The sequence below is a fragment of the Segatella hominis genome, assembly GCF_004535825.1.
GTDB classification, from domain to species: domain Bacteria; phylum Bacteroidota; class Bacteroidia; order Bacteroidales; family Bacteroidaceae; genus Prevotella; species Prevotella hominis.
Window position 1 is genome coordinate 1 of record NZ_SGVY01000007.1, and the last position, 15,060, is coordinate 15,060.

The 15,060-nt window shown below is 40.3% G+C and carries 13 protein-coding genes, 2 rRNA genes and 1 pseudogene; 14 read left to right on the plus strand and 2 right to left on the minus strand.

Annotated features, from left to right (window positions below; genetic code table 11):
• The 9 genes and pseudogenes from EXN75_RS03855 to EXN75_RS03895 all read left to right on the plus strand — a co-directional run.
• Positions 1 to 160 (plus strand): 23S ribosomal RNA (locus EXN75_RS03855); the annotation flags it as partial.
• 118 nt (positions 161 to 278) lie between these two features.
• A 5S ribosomal RNA gene (gene rrf, locus EXN75_RS03860) occupies positions 279 to 391 on the plus strand.
• A 1,229-nt stretch (positions 392 to 1,620) separates the two neighbouring features.
• Positions 1,621 to 1,889, plus strand: a pseudogene (locus tag EXN75_RS18605) (sensor histidine kinase).
• Positions 1,890 to 2,034: 145 nt separating this feature from the next.
• Positions 2,035 to 2,553 (plus strand): YceD family protein, encoded by a 519-nt coding sequence (locus tag EXN75_RS03870; protein WP_134842847.1) that lies wholly within the window; start codon positions 2,035 to 2,037, stop codon positions 2,551 to 2,553.
• 27 nt (positions 2,554 to 2,580) lie between these two features.
• On the plus strand, positions 2,581 to 2,766 hold the full coding sequence (gene rpmF / locus EXN75_RS03875) for a 50S ribosomal protein L32 (protein WP_006848356.1): 186 nt from the start codon (positions 2,581 to 2,583) through the stop codon (positions 2,764 to 2,766).
• A complete protein-coding gene (locus EXN75_RS03880; RefSeq protein ID WP_118119046.1) occupies positions 2,766 to 3,779 on the plus strand; it encodes a beta-ketoacyl-ACP synthase III in 1,014 nt (337 codons plus the stop codon). Before rpmF ends, EXN75_RS03880 begins: the two co-directional genes overlap by 1 nt.
• Before the next feature lie 88 nt (positions 3,780 to 3,867).
• Positions 3,868 to 4,749 carry a GTPase Era gene (gene era, locus EXN75_RS03885; RefSeq protein ID WP_022110950.1) on the plus strand — a complete coding sequence of 294 codons (882 nt, stop codon included), beginning with the start codon at positions 3,868 to 3,870 and terminating at the stop codon, positions 4,747 to 4,749.
• A gap of 153 nt (positions 4,750 to 4,902) precedes the next feature.
• Positions 4,903 to 6,216 (plus strand): ribosome biogenesis GTPase Der, encoded by a 1,314-nt coding sequence (der, locus tag EXN75_RS03890; RefSeq protein WP_118119053.1) that lies wholly within the window; start codon positions 4,903 to 4,905, stop codon positions 6,214 to 6,216.
• Between the two features lie 11 nt (positions 6,217 to 6,227).
• Positions 6,228 to 6,626 (plus strand): hypothetical protein, encoded by a 399-nt coding sequence (locus EXN75_RS03895; RefSeq protein ID WP_134842848.1) that lies wholly within the window; start codon positions 6,228 to 6,230, stop codon positions 6,624 to 6,626.
• Positions 6,627 to 6,678: 52 nt separating this feature from the next.
• On the opposite strand, the gene EXN75_RS03900 is transcribed toward EXN75_RS03895, so the two are convergent.
• Complete coding sequence (locus tag EXN75_RS03900; protein WP_134842849.1) at positions 6,679 to 7,449, minus strand: ABC transporter ATP-binding protein; 771 nt, start codon at positions 7,447 to 7,449, stop codon at positions 6,679 to 6,681.
• 33 nt (positions 7,450 to 7,482) lie between these two features.
• A complete protein-coding gene (locus tag EXN75_RS03905; RefSeq protein ID WP_134842850.1) occupies positions 7,483 to 8,229 on the minus strand; it encodes an MlaE family ABC transporter permease in 747 nt (248 codons plus the stop codon).
• A gap of 165 nt (positions 8,230 to 8,394) precedes the next feature.
• Here EXN75_RS03905 and lptB point away from each other — a divergent pair, with 165 nt between their 5' ends.
• The 5 genes from lptB (at position 8,395) to recQ (ending at position 15,009) form a co-directional block, all read left to right on the plus strand.
• Positions 8,395 to 9,225 (plus strand): LPS export ABC transporter ATP-binding protein, encoded by an 831-nt coding sequence (gene lptB / locus EXN75_RS03910; RefSeq protein ID WP_118119032.1) that lies wholly within the window; start codon positions 8,395 to 8,397, stop codon positions 9,223 to 9,225.
• A gap of 130 nt (positions 9,226 to 9,355) precedes the next feature.
• Positions 9,356 to 10,714, plus strand: a complete 1,359-nt coding sequence (gene tig / locus EXN75_RS03915; protein WP_134842851.1) for a trigger factor — start codon at positions 9,356 to 9,358, stop codon at positions 10,712 to 10,714.
• Positions 10,715 to 10,847: 133 nt separating this feature from the next.
• Positions 10,848 to 11,510, plus strand: coding sequence for an ATP-dependent Clp endopeptidase proteolytic subunit ClpP (gene clpP, locus EXN75_RS03920; RefSeq protein WP_118119027.1), 663 nt, complete (start codon positions 10,848 to 10,850; stop codon positions 11,508 to 11,510).
• Between the two features lie 17 nt (positions 11,511 to 11,527).
• Positions 11,528 to 12,754 carry an ATP-dependent Clp protease ATP-binding subunit ClpX gene (gene clpX, locus EXN75_RS03925; protein ID WP_118119025.1) on the plus strand — a complete coding sequence of 409 codons (1,227 nt, stop codon included), beginning with the start codon at positions 11,528 to 11,530 and terminating at the stop codon, positions 12,752 to 12,754.
• A gap of 74 nt (positions 12,755 to 12,828) precedes the next feature.
• Complete coding sequence (gene recQ / locus EXN75_RS03930; protein WP_134842852.1) at positions 12,829 to 15,009, plus strand: DNA helicase RecQ; 2,181 nt, start codon at positions 12,829 to 12,831, stop codon at positions 15,007 to 15,009.
• Positions 15,010 to 15,060: the final 51 nt, after the last annotated feature.

Genomic DNA, 15,060 nt, shown 5'->3' on the forward strand with positions numbered 1-15,060 from the left:
AGTCTGGATTGGATAAGCGCTGAAAGCATCTAAGTGCGAAGCCAGCCGCAAGATGAGAACTCCATAGAGGGTCGTCATAGACGATGACGTTGATAGGATGCAGGTGTAAAGACAGCGATGTCAAAGCTGAGCATTACTAATTGCCCGAACACTTTCTTTAGAAAGTTCATAGTTTCAACTGTATGTTGAGTCTGAATATAGCAGGAATGTTAGATTTATCATTTCTCATGAGTCATTATTCATGTTTTGCTTGTGTGCAAATACGTCATAACCCATTATCAGGTGGTTATTGCGGTGGGGTTCCACCTCTTCCCATTCCGAACAGAGAAGTTAAGCCCACTTGCGCCGATGGTACTGCAATGCAATGCGGGAGAGTAGGTCGCCGCCTCCTTTCAATGAAGAGCCTCAGATTTCGAAAGATTTCTGAGGCTTTTTTGTTTATCTTCCCGCGGATCTTTTTCTTCTCCGCTGGTTTTTTCTTCTCGCTGAATATTAGTTTGTCACGCAGATTTCGCAGATGACGCAGATTTTTTCTCATTGATTATTTTAGTCCCACAGATTTCACAGATTTACACAGATTTTTTTTCATTGATTATTTTGTCCCACAGATTTCACGGATTTCCACAGATCTTCTTTGGCTCACTCTTTTTTCTTCTTTTCCTTTTACTTTATAATAAAAAACATTTTCTCTCGTTATTTATTTGAGTTTCAATAAGTATATAAATGATTTGGACAGATAGAATTAGACAAGTTAAGATTTTACTGGTTTCTGCAGCAATCATTATTGCTGCAGCATCTCTTGCCATCTCTCATTTTCTGGTGACTGATTTGGAGAATGAGGAAAAAAATCGTATGGCTGTTTGGGCAGAGGCTATGAGGACTCTTAATAATGCTGATGAAAAAACGGATCTTAATCTTGTACTGAAGGTTATTAATGAAAATAATACAATTCCTGTTGTCGTTCTCGACTCACAAGGAAATGCACAGGTTTTCCGTAATGTCACACTCAGTGGTGCTGATTTTAATGACAGCCTAAAGAATGCGGCTCTATTGGGTAAAAACTTTCTTCGTAAAGGAAGACACATCAAAATCATGCTCAACCAGAATAATAATGATTATATTCAGGTTTGTTATGATGAGTCTCTTATGTTGAAAAGGTTAGCTGCTTATCCTTTGGTTCAGTTGGGTATTGTTCTTATCTTTGTCGTTGTAGCCATCTTTGCTCTTCTTTCTTCTAAAAAAGCAGAACAGAATAAAGTTTGGGTAGGTTTGTCAAAAGAAACTGCTCATCAATTAGGAACTCCGATTTCCAGTCTGATGGCTTGGATAGAAATCTTGAAAGAAACTTATCCAGATGATGACTTAATTCCTGAGATGAATAAGGATGTGAAGCGGCTTCAATTGATAGCAGACCGTTTCTCTAAGATCGGTTCTCTTCCAGAACCGGTTCCTTCCAGCTTGAATGAGGTGCTTGATCATGTTATTGACTATATGGATCGCCGTACTTCCAAATCTATAAAGATGGTAAAAGAGTTTCCTCGGCATGATGTTATTGTCAAGATCAATGCTTCTCTATTCGAATGGGTCATTGAAAATTTGTCCAAAAATGCAGTTGATGCCATGGGAGGAAAAGTAGGCAGGATTACACTTCGTGTGGAAGAAACTGATAAATGTGCAGTTATTGAGGTGAGTGATACGGGAAAGGGTATCAAGCGCAAAGATCTTAATAATGTGTTTAGACCAGGTTTCACTACAAAAGAAAGAGGCTGGGGACTTGGATTGTCTTTACCAAACGCATAGTTGAAGAATACCATAACGGTAAGATATGGGTGAAAAGTTCGGAAGTAGGAAAAGGTACTACTTTCAGGATAGAATTACCTCTTCGATAAGCGAATTTAAATGGTTGGTTTCTATTAAATATATTGAAATAACTGCTTAATATGCTATATTTTAGAGTTTTTTTCACTAAAAATTATTTTATCTCAAAAATAATTTGTAACTTTGCACCCCGAAACAATATACTAATATTGTAATATGTGTAATATAGAGTCTTTTAAAATTGATCTGAAAGCGTTGCCTCAGGGAGCTTCTATCCTTGAGTTTAAACTTGATGATTCATATTTTAAGGCAATTGATGCCCCTGATATTCAGAGTGGAGAATTGTCAAGTAGTCTGTCCATTAGCCGTACAGACGATTTCTTCGAACTCAATTTTCATACAGAAGGCATTGTACACATTCCTTGCGATATCTGTCTGGATGATATGGAGCAATCCATTGAGACTGATGACCGATTACTCGTAAGATTCGGAGAAGACTACTCAGAAGAAGATGACCTCGTGATTGTGGCCGAGAACGAAGGAATACTCGATGTCGCGTGGTTTATCTATGAATTTATAGCCCTCAATATTCCTATCAAGCATGTGCATGCACCTGGAAAATGCAACCCTGCTATGATTGAAATGCTTCAAGAGCATTCTGCCGCCCGAAGCGGTGAGGAAGAAGAGGAAACTGTAGATCCGCGCTGGGCAGCCCTCTTAAAATTGAAAAAGTAAAATTAAAATTTAAACATTTAAAAAATTATGGCACATCCTAAAAGAAGACAGTCAAAGACACGTACACTTAAGAGAAGAACTCATGATAAGGCAGTAGCTCCTACATTGGCAGTTTGCCCTAACTGTGGTGCATATTATGTTTACCATACTGTTTGCCCAACTTGCGGTTACTACAGAGGCAAGGTTGCAATTGTAAAGGAAGCAGCTGAATAATGGGTAAAATTAATGCTGTAATTACTGGTGTAGGTGGATACGTGCCTGACTATATCCTTAACAATGAGGAGTTGTCTCGCATGGTGGACACAACAGATGAGTGGATTACAACTCGTGTTGGAATCAAAGAGCGCCGTATTCTTACTGAAGAAGGTCTCGGAACCAGTTACTTGGCCCGCAAGGCTGCCAAGCAGTTGATTCAGAAGACTGGTGTTGATCCTGATACAATTGATGCACTCATTGTGACAACAACTACACCAGATTATAAGTTCCCATCTACAGCATCTATTGTCTTGGGCAAGCTTGGATTGAAAAATGCTTTTGCATTTGATTTTTCTGCAGCTTGCTGCGGATTCTTGTATTCACTTGATGTTGCTGCCAGCATGATTCAAAGTGGACGCTTTAAGAAGATTATTGTTATCGGTGCTGATAAAATGTCTTCTTTGGTAGATTATACAGACCGTGCAACATGCGTACTCTTCGGTGACGGAGCAGGCGCAGTTCTTGTCGAGGCAACAGAGGAAGAAAATGTAGGTGTTCAGAACTCATACCTGCGTACTGATGGTAAAGGCTTGCCTTTCCTTCATATGAAGGCTGGTGGTTCTGTTTGTCCTCCATCTCGCTTTACAGTAGATCATCGCATGCATTACCTCTATCAGGAGGGTCGTACAGTTTTCCGCTATGCGGTAACTGATATGAGCAACGATGTGATGAAAATCATGGAGATGAACAACTTGACAGCAGACGATGTAAACTGGGTAATTCCTCACGAGGCAAACCTCCGTATTATCGAGGCGGTTACCAAGCGTGCTGGTATTCCTTTGGACAAGGTTGTTGTCAACATCGATCATTATGGTAATACAAGTGCAGCTACAATTCCTTTGGCATTGTGGGATGCTGAAAGTAAACTCAAGAAGGGTGATAATATCATCTTTACTGCTTTTGGTGCTGGATTTGTACATGGTGCATCCTTCTATAAGTGGGCTTATGATGGCTCTGCTTACGGAAAATAATAAAATAATAAAATCCACAAATAAAAAAGACGCATCTTTCTTATTTCTCATAAGAGATGCGTCTTTTTAGCTTAAATCAAGTTTGCTTATGCATAAGGCAGGTTTCGTCAATATAGTAGGTAATCCTAATGTTGGTAAGAGTACACTGATGAATCAATTGGTGGGCGAACGTATCAGTATCGCTACTTTTAAGGCTCAAACTACTCGTCATCGTATCATGGGTATTGTTAATACCGATGATATGCAGATTGTGTTTTCTGATACTCCTGGTGTCTTGAAGCCAAATTACAAGATGCAGGAGATGATGCTTGCATTCTCGGAGAGTGCATTGGCTGATGCTGATGTTCTTCTTTATGTTACCGACGTCGTGGAAAATCCTGAAAAAAATCTGGATTTTCTGGAAAAGGTACGAAAGATGACTATTCCTGTCTTGCTGTTGATTAACAAAATTGATGAGAGCGACCAAACTAAATTAGGGGATATTGTTGAGAAATGGCACTCTTTGTTGCCTGATGCTGAAATCTTACCTATTTCTGCTAAGAATAAGTTTGGTGTAGATATGCTTTTGAAGCGTATCAAAGAACTGTTGCCTGAGTCGCCTGCTTTTTTTGACAAGGATCAGTTGACAGATAAACCTGCTCGTTTCTTTGTTTCAGAGATTATCCGTGAAAAGATTCTTCTTTATTATGATAAGGAAATTCCATATTCTGTAGAGGTAAGAGTGGAGCGCTTTAAGGAAGATGAACATAAGATTCATATCAACGCTGTGATTTACGTAGAGCGTGATTCCCAGAAGGGTATTATCATTGGTCATCAAGGTATTGCGTTGAAGAAGGTAAACACGGAATCGCGCAAGGCTTTGGAAAAATTCTTCGACAAGAAAATTTTCCTGGAAACTTTCGTCAAAGTTGATAAGGATTGGCGTAGTTCTCAAAAAGAATTGGATGCTTTCGGATATAATCCGGAGTAATCTTTATAAAACATAACTCCCTGAATGTAATCGAGGGAGTTACTCTCGCTGATTGGCGAGGGCCGGAGCATGGTCAGCTTCGGCAAATTTTTAACTTGGATGCAGAGACCACATCCTTGAAGCCTCCTAAAGGAAGGAGGAAAAATGACTTTTATGGCAAATTTAGTAGCAATTGTAGGTCGCCCAAATGTGGGTAAATCTACTTTATTCAATCGTTTGACTCAATCTCGTCGTGCCATTGTTAGCGATACGGCTGGTACTACTCGTGACCGCCAATATGGTAAGTGCAGTTGGAATGGTAGAGAATTTTCTGTAGTGGACACTGGAGGTTGGGTCGTTAAATCAGATGATATTTTTGAAGATGCTATCCGTAAACAGGTTCTGGTAGCTACAGAGGAGGCTGATCTGGTTCTCTTCCTGGTGGATGTAAATACTGGTTTGACGGACTGGGATGAGGATGTTGCGCTTATTCTCCGTCGTGCAAAATTACCTGTAATCCTCGTAGCCAACAAAGTAGACAATAGTGCTGAATATTATCAGGCAGCTGAGTTCTATAAGTTAGGATTGGGTGATCCTCAGTGTATTAGTGCAGCTACAGGTGGTGGAACAGGTGACTTGCTGGATATGATTTTGGATAAACTCCAGGATAATCCGGAGGAAAGTATTGATGAAGATATTCCACGTTTTGCTGTAGTTGGTCGTCCTAATGCAGGTAAGAGCAGTATTATCAATGCATTTATTGGTGAGGATCGTAATATCGTGACTGAAATCGCAGGTACGACCCGTGATAGTATCTATACTAGATACGATAAGTTTGGCTTTGATTTCTATCTGGTAGATACTGCTGGTATTCGTCGTAAGAACAAGGTAAGCGAGGATCTGGAGTTCTATTCTGTCATGCGTTCTATCCGTGCAATAGAAAATAGTGATGTGTGTATCTTGATGCTTGATGCTACCCGTGGTATTGAGACTCAGGATATGAATATATTCCAGTTGATCCAGAAGAATAATAAGAGTCTGGTTGTTGTTGTGAATAAATGGGACTTGGTTGAGGAAAAGAATCAAAAGGTTATTGATACCTTCGAGAATGCTATCCGCAAGCGTATGGCTCCATTCGTTGACTTCCCAATCATCTTTGCTTCTGCCTTGACTAAGCAGCGTATTTTCAGAGTTTTGGAAACTGCTAAGCAGGTTTATCAGAACCGTAAGGTTCACATCGGAACTTCTAAACTGAATGAGGTGATGCTTCCTATCATTGAGGCTTTTCCTCCTCAGAGTGTTAAGGGTAAGTACATTAAGATCAAATATTGTACACAGTTGCCTAACACTACGATTCCGTCGTTTGTGTTCTATGCCAACTTGCCACAGTATGTGAAGGAGAATTATCGTAGATTCTTGGAGAACAAGATTCGCGAGAACTGGTCTTTGCATGGCTGTCCAATTAATGTTTTTATCCGTCAAAAGTAATTGGAGATAAGATGAAGAAATTCTTGTTTTTCATGATATTGAGCATAGGATTGGTATTTGCTTCGTGTAAGAAGGAAACTCCTGATCCTGGTTATTTTGCCGGGATTGCAGCCAAGGGTTATTATGACTTGCTCTTAGAGGGGAAATATAATGATTTTGTGGCTGGATACAATCAGCCGAATCGTATTCCTAAAGGTTATCATGAGCAATTGTTGCTGAATGCCCGGATGTTTATGGAGCAGCAGCAAGAAGAACATAAGGGACTGGCAGGTATTCATGTTCTGCATGCCAAGGCTGATACTGCTCGCCATGTGGCTGATGTTTTCTTACAGATGGTGTATGGTGACAGTACTAAAGAACAGGTTGTTGTGCCCATGGTACTGGTTCATGGTGATTGGAAAATGAGATGAAAATAAAAAAGCTATCAGCTCTTTGCTGGTAGCTTTTTTATTTTCTGTATTATTATGGTTTTGCTTCTTTCATTTCAACTTCCTTTACCTTGCGGAAGAGGTCTGAAGCAAATACAAGGTCGTTCAGTTTTTCGTTTGTGGATGAAATGACTTCATTCTTGTTACCTTGCCATTCTTTTTTCCCTTGGTAGATAAAACAGATATTTTCACCGATACCCATTACAGAGTTCATATCGTGGGTATTAATGATAGTTGTCATGTTGTAATCCTTAGTGATGCCTGAGAGTAATTCGTCTATGACCAATGATGTTTTTGGGTCAAGACCAGAGTTTGGCTCGTCACAGAACAAATACTTTGGATTCATGACAATAGCGCGTGCGATGGCAACACGCTTCTGCATACCTCCAGAAATCTCACCTGGAAATTTGTGTTGTGCATCAATCAGGTTTACGCGGTCAAGACATTCCTGTGCTCTTTTAACTCTTTCCTTGTAATTCATGTTGGAAAACATGTCGAGAGGAAACATCACGTTTTCTAAAACCGGCAGGGAATCGAAGAGAGCTGCACTTTGAAAAATCATACCCATTTCTCGGCGCATGAATACCTTTTCTTTCTTGGACATCTGTACGAAATTGCGCCCGTCATAGAGCACTTCACCACTTGTTGGTTCTAACAATCCAACAAGATTTTTCATCAACACAGTCTTACCTGAGCCGCTTTGGCCAATAATCAAATTGGTTTTGCCGGTCTCAAATACCATATTTATATTGTTGAGAACAGTCTTGTCACCGAAAGACTTTGTTAAGTTTTTAACTTCAATCATAATCTTATAGAATAATTTGAGGTATTTGAGTTGTTATGAAAGCACTTGTGTAAGGAATACATCAGAAAAGAGTATTAAAACACTTGAGCTGACTACAGCATCTGTGGAAGCTTTACCCACTTCTACAGAACCGCCTTCCACCGTATAACCGAAAAATGATGATACACTGGCGATGATGTATGCAAAAAACAAACTCTTGATGATACTCATCCATACAAACCATTGATTGAATGAATGCTGGAGTCCCAATGTCAGGTCATCTGGAGGCAAAATATGTCCGATGTAAGCAGTACCATAAGCACCAATAATGCCCATGCCTGAACTGAAAATTACCAGAAAAGGCATGATAGTAACCAAACCTAAGATTTTAGGTAAGATCAAGTAACAGGCAGAATTTATACCCATGATATCCAGAGCATCTATCTGTTGGGTAACTCTCATGGTTCCCAGCTCTGATGCAATATTGGAACCTACCTTTCCGGCAAGAATCAGACACATGATACTGGAAGAAAACTCCAAGAGCATGATTTCACGTGTGGTGTAACCCGATACCCATCTTGGCATCCAAGGACTTTGGATGTTTAATTTCATCTGGATACAGATCACTGCTCCAATGAAGAATGATATGAGCAGTACGATGCCAATGGAGTTGACACCCAATTGTGACATTTCTTTCACATATTGTTTCAGAAACATGCGTAATCGCTCAGGACGTGAAAAAGAACGCCCCATTAAGATAAGATATTTACCGAAGGTGGTAAGCCATTTCGTTATTAACATGCTAATAAATCTCTGTTTAATGGTGCAAAAGTAACCAAAATCCTCTAAAAAACTACTATATAATGAATAGTTTTTTGATTTTATAAGTGATATTTGCTTGTTTTTTAGTATTTTTGCACCAAAAATGCGGAGAATGAATAGTTCTTCACTCTAAAAATGCAAATTATGGACGAAATAATTAATACTCAACAGCAGTCGGATTGTGGCGAAAAACTGGTTCTCAGAACAGAGGGTTTGGTGAAGCGTTATGGTAAAAGAACTGTTGCCAATGGTGTTACCATCAATGTGAAGCAGGGAGAAATTGTAGGTTTGCTTGGACCAAATGGTGCAGGTAAGACTACCTCTTTCTATATGACTACTGGTTTGGTTGTACCTAATGAAGGTCATGTCTATCTGGGTGATCAGGATATTACCAATTATCCTGTGTATAAACGTGCCCGTGCTGGTATCGGTTATTTGCCTCAGGAGGCAAGTGTCTTTCGGAAGATGAGTGTCGAGGACAATATCTTGTCTGTACTGGAAATGACGGGTAAACCACGCAGCTATCAGTTGGAAAAGTTGGAAAGTCTGATTAATGAATTCCGTCTCAATAAGGTTCGTAAAAACAAGGGTGACCAGTTGTCTGGTGGTGAGCGTCGACGTACCGAGATTGCCCGTTGTCTGGCCATTGATCCGAAGTTCATTATGTTGGATGAGCCTTTTGCCGGTGTCGATCCTATTGCTGTGGAAGATATTCAGCACATTGTCTGGCGTCTGAAATATCGCAATATTGGAATTCTGATTACCGACCATAATGTGCAGGAGACGCTGACTATTACCGACCGTGCCTATCTTTTGTTTGAAGGAAAAATCCTGTTTCAGGGTAAACCGGAGGATTTGGCAACCAACAAGGTGGTTCGTGAGAAGTATTTAAGTAATAGTTTTGTGCTTCGTAAGAAAGACTTTCAGCTCATTGATGAGCAGAAAAGAGCCAAAGAAGCAGAGGAAGATGGTTAAAAAAACAAATTTTTCTCTTATATATTAGGTATATTCACGAATTATGCGTAATTTTGCAAGCCAATCGTGTTGACGAACTATTAAAATATTAAGAAGAAAATAATTAATAATATAAAAACAAAACATCAAGATGAAAATTTCATTTGAAAATCCTGACAAGATTAATGGTCTTTTGACCCTCGTTGTCGAAGAGGAGGATTACAAGAATGATGTCGAGAAGACATTGAAGGACTATCGTAAAAAAGCTAACGTTCCTGGTTTCCGTCCAGGTCAGGCTCCTATGGGCATGATTAAGCGTCAGTTTGGTGCATCTGTAAAAATGGAGGCTATCAACAAGCTCGTAGGCCAGCAGATTTACAAGTATGTACAGGACAATAATATCCAGATGCTCGGTGAGCCTCTCCCATCAGAGAAGCAGGAGCCAGTTGATATTGAGAAGGATGGTCCTTATACATTCATGTTTGACATCGCTGTTGCTCCAGAGTTCAAGGTTGCTCTTTCTGGTCGTGATAAGGTAGATTACTACAATATCACTGTTGATGATAAGATTCTTGATCAGCAGGTAGAAATGTACGCTTCTCGTTCTGGTAGCTATGAGAAGGCTGAGGTTTATCAGGAGAATGATATGCTGAAGGGTGACTTGCGTGAGTTGGACGAGAATGGTAATACCAAGGAAGGTGGCATTACTGTAGAGGCTGCCGTTATGATGCCAAGCTACATTAAGGTAGAAGAGCAGAAGAACCTTTTCAATGAGGCAAAGGTAGGTGATATCATCACATTCAATCCTAAGAAGGCTTATCCAGATAACGATACAGAGGTAGCTCAGCTCTTGAAGATTGAGCGTGATTCTGTGAAGGATTTGGAGTCTGAGTTCAGCTATCAGATTACAGAAATCCAGCGTTTCAAGAAGCATGAGGTAAACGAGGAGCTCTTCAAGTTGGCTCTTGGTGAGGATACAGATGTGAAGGACGAGGCTGCTTTCCGTGCTAAGATTGCTGAGGGCTTGCAGGCACAGTTGGTAGGTGACTCTGACTATAAGTTCCTCCTTGATGTTCGTGCTCATTGCGAGAAGAAGGTTGGCAAGTTGGAATTCCCAGATGCATTGTTGAAGCGTATCATGTTGGCTAACAATAAGGATAAGGGCGAGGACTTCGTAGAGAAGAACTACGAGGAGAGCCTTAAGGAGTTGACTTGGCATTTGATCAAGGAGCAGCTTATCAAGGCTCAGGATATCAAGATTAATGACGAAGATGTCAAGGAGACAGCAAAGGAAGCAGCTCGTGCACAGTTCGCTCAGTATGGTATGGCCAACATTCCTGAGGAGTATGTTGAGAACTATGCAAATGAGATTATCAAGAAGGGTAACTCTACTGAGGCATTGGTAGATCGTGCTATCGACCGTAAGTTGGCTACAACATTGAAGACTGTTGTTAAGTTGAACGAAAAGGAGATTTCTGTTGAGGATTTCAACAAGATGATGCAAGAATAATATTTTTTTAGAAAAAATATCAGATTTATTTCGAGGTTATCGACTTTTTTTATTATCTTTGTTCCACGGAACGAGATATGGAGGTCGATAACCTCGATTTTCGTATATAAATTTGAATAATAATTGATGTAATATGAATGATTTTAGAAAATATGCAACCAAGCATCTTGGTATAAATGGAATGGTGCTTGATGACGTCATCAAGTCGCAGGCTAAGTATTTGAACCCTTATATTCTGGAGGAGCGCCAGCTCAATGTGACTCAGATGGATGTTTTCTCTCGACTGATGATGGATCGTATCATCTTCTTGGGTACTGAGATTGATGACTATACTGCAAATACACTTCAGGCACAGTTGCTTTATTTGGATTCTGTAGATAGCGGCAAGGATATTTCTATTTATATTAATAGTCCTGGTGGCAGCGTGACTGCAGGTTTGGGTATTTATGACACCATGCAGTTTATTTCTTCAGATGTGGCTACTATCTGTACAGGTATGGCTGCTTCTATGGGCGCAGTTCTTCTTGTTGCAGGTCAGGAGGGTAAGCGTGCCGCTTTGCCTCATAGCCGCGTGATGATTCATCAGCCACTTGGCGGTGTTCAGGGTCAGGCTTCTGATATCGAGATTGAAGCAAAGGAAATTCAAAAATTCAAGAAAGAATTATATACGATTATTTCTAACCATTCTCATACTCCATATGAGAAAGTATGGGCAGACAGTGATAGAAATTACTGGATGACAGCAGAAGAGGCAAAGGAATATGGTATGATTGATTCTATTTTGGTGAGAAAATAATATATATATAATAAGGTATGCCGAAGAAAGTATGTAGCTTCTGTGGACGTAATGAAACTGAGGTGAAACTGCTGATTACAGGTATCAGTGGTTTTATCTGTGAGGATTGTGCGCGTCAGGCCTGGGATATAGTCCAGTCAACAGGAGTTTTAAAGGATGATAAAAATAGTTCTTTTGAACTTAAAGATGTTCCAAAGCCTATTGAAATCAAGAAGTATCTTGATGAGTATATAATAGGTCAGGATGAAGCTAAGCGCTATTTGTCAGTTTCCGTTTATAACCATTATAAGCGTTTGCAGCAGCAGAAGACTGATGATGGTGTGGAAATCGAAAAGAGTAATATTATTATGGTAGGAAGCACAGGTACAGGTAAGACGCTGCTTGCCCGAACCATAGCCAAGTTGCTGGATGTTCCTTTTACCATCGTAGATGCCACTGTATTTACAGAAGCTGGCTACGTTGGTGAGGATGTAGAGAGCATCTTGAGCCGATTGCTCCAAGTAGCCGATTATGATGTAGCTGCCGCTGAAAGGGGTATTGTCTTTATTGATGAGATAGATAAGATTGCACGTAAGAGCGATAATCCTTCTATTACCCGTGATGTAAGTGGTGAGGGTGTACAGCAGGGCTTGCTGAAACTTTTGGAAGGAACAATGGTCAACGTTCCGCCAAAGGGAGGAAGAAAGCACCCTGATCAGGATTATATCCATGTCGATACAAGAAATATCCTCTTTATCTGTGGTGGTGCTTTTGATGGCATAGAGCAGAAGATAGCCCAGCGCCTCAATACACATGTCGTTGGTTATAATTCAGTTCAGAATGTCAGAAACATCGATAAGTCTGATTTGATGAAATATATTCTGCCACAAGACTTGAAGTCTTTTGGTCTGATACCTGAAATCATTGGTCGTTTGCCAGTTCTTACCTATCTGAATCCATTGGACAGAGCGGCTTTGCGTAAGATTTTGGTAGAGCCAAAGAATTCTATTGTGAAGCAGTATATCAAGCTGATGGAGATGGATGGTATTGAATTGTCTTTCGATGAGGATGCATTGGATTGTATAGTTGATAAGGCTGTAGAATACAAATTGGGTGCACGTGGACTCCGTTCTATTGTAGAGGCAATTATGATGGATGCCATGTTTGAAATCCCATCCAAGAAAGTTAAGAAGTTTAAGGTGACTTTGGAATATGCAAAGTCGCAATTAGATAAGGCTCATTTGCAAAAATTGGAGTCAGCATAAAAGTTCAATGGGGTAATTCCCATTGGACTTATACCATAGAACATAAAAAAAGATTTTTAATTGATAAGTTGAATATGGCAGAACAGGTTAATCTTACAGGTCAGCTTAAGCGCTATTTCGGTTTTGATAAGTTTAAAGGCGAGCAGGAAGCTATCATCAGAAATCTGATGAGTGGCCATGATACATTTGTGCTTATGCCTACTGGAGGTGGAAAGAGTTTGTGTTATCAGTTGCCTTCTCTCATCATGGAGGGAACGGCCATTGTCATTTCTCCATTGATAGCATTGATGAAAAATCAGGTAGATGTCATCAATGGTCTCAGTGAAGATGATGGTGTGGCACATTATTTGAACTCTTCCCTCAACAAATCGGCAATAGAAAAGGTGAAGGAAGATATCCTGTCTGGAAAGACCAAACTCCTCTATGTGGCTCCTGAGTCTTTGACAAAAGAGGATAATGTGGATTTCTTGAAGACCGTCAAGATTTCCTTCTATGCAGTTGATGAAGCTCATTGTATTTCTGAATGGGGACATGATTTCCGTCCAGAATATAGGCGAATCCGTCCGATTATCAATGAGATTGGTAATGCGCCTGTCATTGCCCTTACTGCCACTGCTACAGATAAAGTGCGAACTGATATCAAGAAAAGTCTGGGTATTGCGGATGCCAAGGAATTTAAAAGTTCCTTTAATCGCGCCAACTTATATTATGAGGTACGCCCCAAGCTAAAGGATATTGATAGACAGATTATTATGTTCATCCGTCAGCATCCTGGCAAGAGCGGTATCATTTATTGCTTGTCTCGCAAGAAAGTGGAGGAATTGGCTGAGATATTAAAAGCCAACGAGATAAAGGCTGCTCCATATCATGCTGGTCTTGATTCTGCTACTCGTTCTCAGACTCAGGATGATTTCCTGATGGAGAAAATCGATGTAATAGTGGCCACCATTGCCTTTGGTATGGGTATTGACAAGCCGGATGTGCGTTTTGTAATCCATTACGATATTCCAAAGAGTCTGGAAGGATATTATCAGGAGACGGGGCGTGCTGGACGAGATGGTGGTGAAGGTATATGTATTGCCTTTTATGCCCGAAAAGACTTGAGAAAACTGGAGAAGTTTATGGAAAACAAACCTGTGGCTGAGCAAGACATAGGCAGACAATTACTGCAGGAAACTGCTGCTTATGCAGAGTCTTCAGTTTGCCGTCGCAAGATGCTTCTTCATTATTTCGGTGAGGAATATTCTGAGGAAAATTGCCATAACTGTGACAACTGTCTGCATCCTACAACGAAGATCGAGGCGAAGGATGCTCTCTTGGTGGTGCTTCAGGCCGTAGCTGCGGTCAAGGAGAATTTCCGTCAGGAGTATATTATCGACTTTGTGAAAGGTAGAGGTACGGATGACATTGTGTCTCATAAGCACAATGATCTGGAAGAATTCGGCGCAGGTGAAGATATGGATAATAAATTGTGGAATCCAGTTATTCGTCAGGCCTTGCTTTGTGGCTATCTCAAGAAAGACGTTGAGAATTATGGACTTCTTAAACTGACTGCTGCAGGTAAGAGATTTATCAAGAATCCTGAGTCATTCATGATAGTGGAAGACAGAGAGTTTAAGGATGATTACGAAGCAGAAACCAGTAGTGAAGGTAGTTGTGGAGCTTTGGATCCGCAATTATATTCTATGTTGAAGGATTTGCGCAAGAACTTTGCCAAGAAGCACAAACTGCCTCCTTATGTCATCTTCCAGGATGTTTCTTTGGAGCAAATGGCAACTATGTATCCTATTAATATGCAGGAACTTCAGAATGTACAAGGCGTCGGTGCAGGTAAGGCAAAACGCTTTGGTAAGGAATTCTGTGAGTTGATCAAAAAATATTGTGCGGATAATGAGATAGAGCGGCCAGAAGAACTCCGTGTGCGTACTGTTGCCAAGAAGTCTATGCTGAAAGTATCTATCATCCAGAGCATCGATCGCCAGATTGATTTGGATGACTTGGCAGAGGCAAAAGGCTTGGAGTTCGAGGAACTTCTTGACGAGATAGATGCCATTGTCTATAGCGGAACCAAGTTGAATATCGATTATTTCATAGAAGAAGTCGTAGATGATGATCACGTAGATGATATTTATGACTACTTTATGGAAAGCGAGACAGATGACTTGAATACTGCTGTAGAAGAGCTTGGAGAAGATTATTCTGAGGATGAAATTAGACTCGTCAGAATCAAGTTCTTGTCGGAACAAGCCAACTAATCACGTTAAATAGCTTTAATAAGGTAAGAAAATCGTAAAAAGTGCGTCTTA

What these genes read in the sequence shown, in the direction of transcription:
- rpmF (WP_006848356.1), top strand. Translation starts at nt 2,581, where the DNA reads ATGGCACATCCTAAAAGAAGACAGTCAAAGACACGTACACTTAAGAGA.
- era (WP_022110950.1), top strand. Translation starts at nt 3,868, where the DNA reads ATGCATAAGGCAGGTTTCGTCAATATAGTAGGTAATCCTAATGTTGGT.
- tig (WP_134842851.1), top strand. Translation starts at nt 9,356, where the DNA reads ATGAAAATTTCATTTGAAAATCCTGACAAGATTAATGGTCTTTTGACC.
- EXN75_RS03895 (WP_134842848.1), top strand. Translation starts at nt 6,228, where the DNA reads ATGAAGAAATTCTTGTTTTTCATGATATTGAGCATAGGATTGGTATTT.
- lptB (WP_118119032.1), top strand. Translation starts at nt 8,395, where the DNA reads ATGGACGAAATAATTAATACTCAACAGCAGTCGGATTGTGGCGAAAAA.
- EXN75_RS03880 (WP_118119046.1), top strand. Translation starts at nt 2,766, where the DNA reads ATGGGTAAAATTAATGCTGTAATTACTGGTGTAGGTGGATACGTGCCT.
- clpX (WP_118119025.1), top strand. Translation starts at nt 11,528, where the DNA reads ATGCCGAAGAAAGTATGTAGCTTCTGTGGACGTAATGAAACTGAGGTG.
- EXN75_RS03905 (WP_134842850.1), bottom strand. Translation starts at nt 8,229, where the DNA reads ATGTTAATAACGAAATGGCTTACCACCTTCGGTAAATATCTTATCTTA.
- EXN75_RS03870 (WP_134842847.1), top strand. Translation starts at nt 2,035, where the DNA reads ATGTGTAATATAGAGTCTTTTAAAATTGATCTGAAAGCGTTGCCTCAG.
- EXN75_RS03900 (WP_134842849.1), bottom strand. Translation starts at nt 7,449, where the DNA reads ATGATTGAAGTTAAAAACTTAACAAAGTCTTTCGGTGACAAGACTGTT.
- der (WP_118119053.1), top strand. Translation starts at nt 4,903, where the DNA reads ATGGCAAATTTAGTAGCAATTGTAGGTCGCCCAAATGTGGGTAAATCT.
- recQ (WP_134842852.1), top strand. Translation starts at nt 12,829, where the DNA reads ATGGCAGAACAGGTTAATCTTACAGGTCAGCTTAAGCGCTATTTCGGT.
- clpP (WP_118119027.1), top strand. Translation starts at nt 10,848, where the DNA reads ATGAATGATTTTAGAAAATATGCAACCAAGCATCTTGGTATAAATGGA.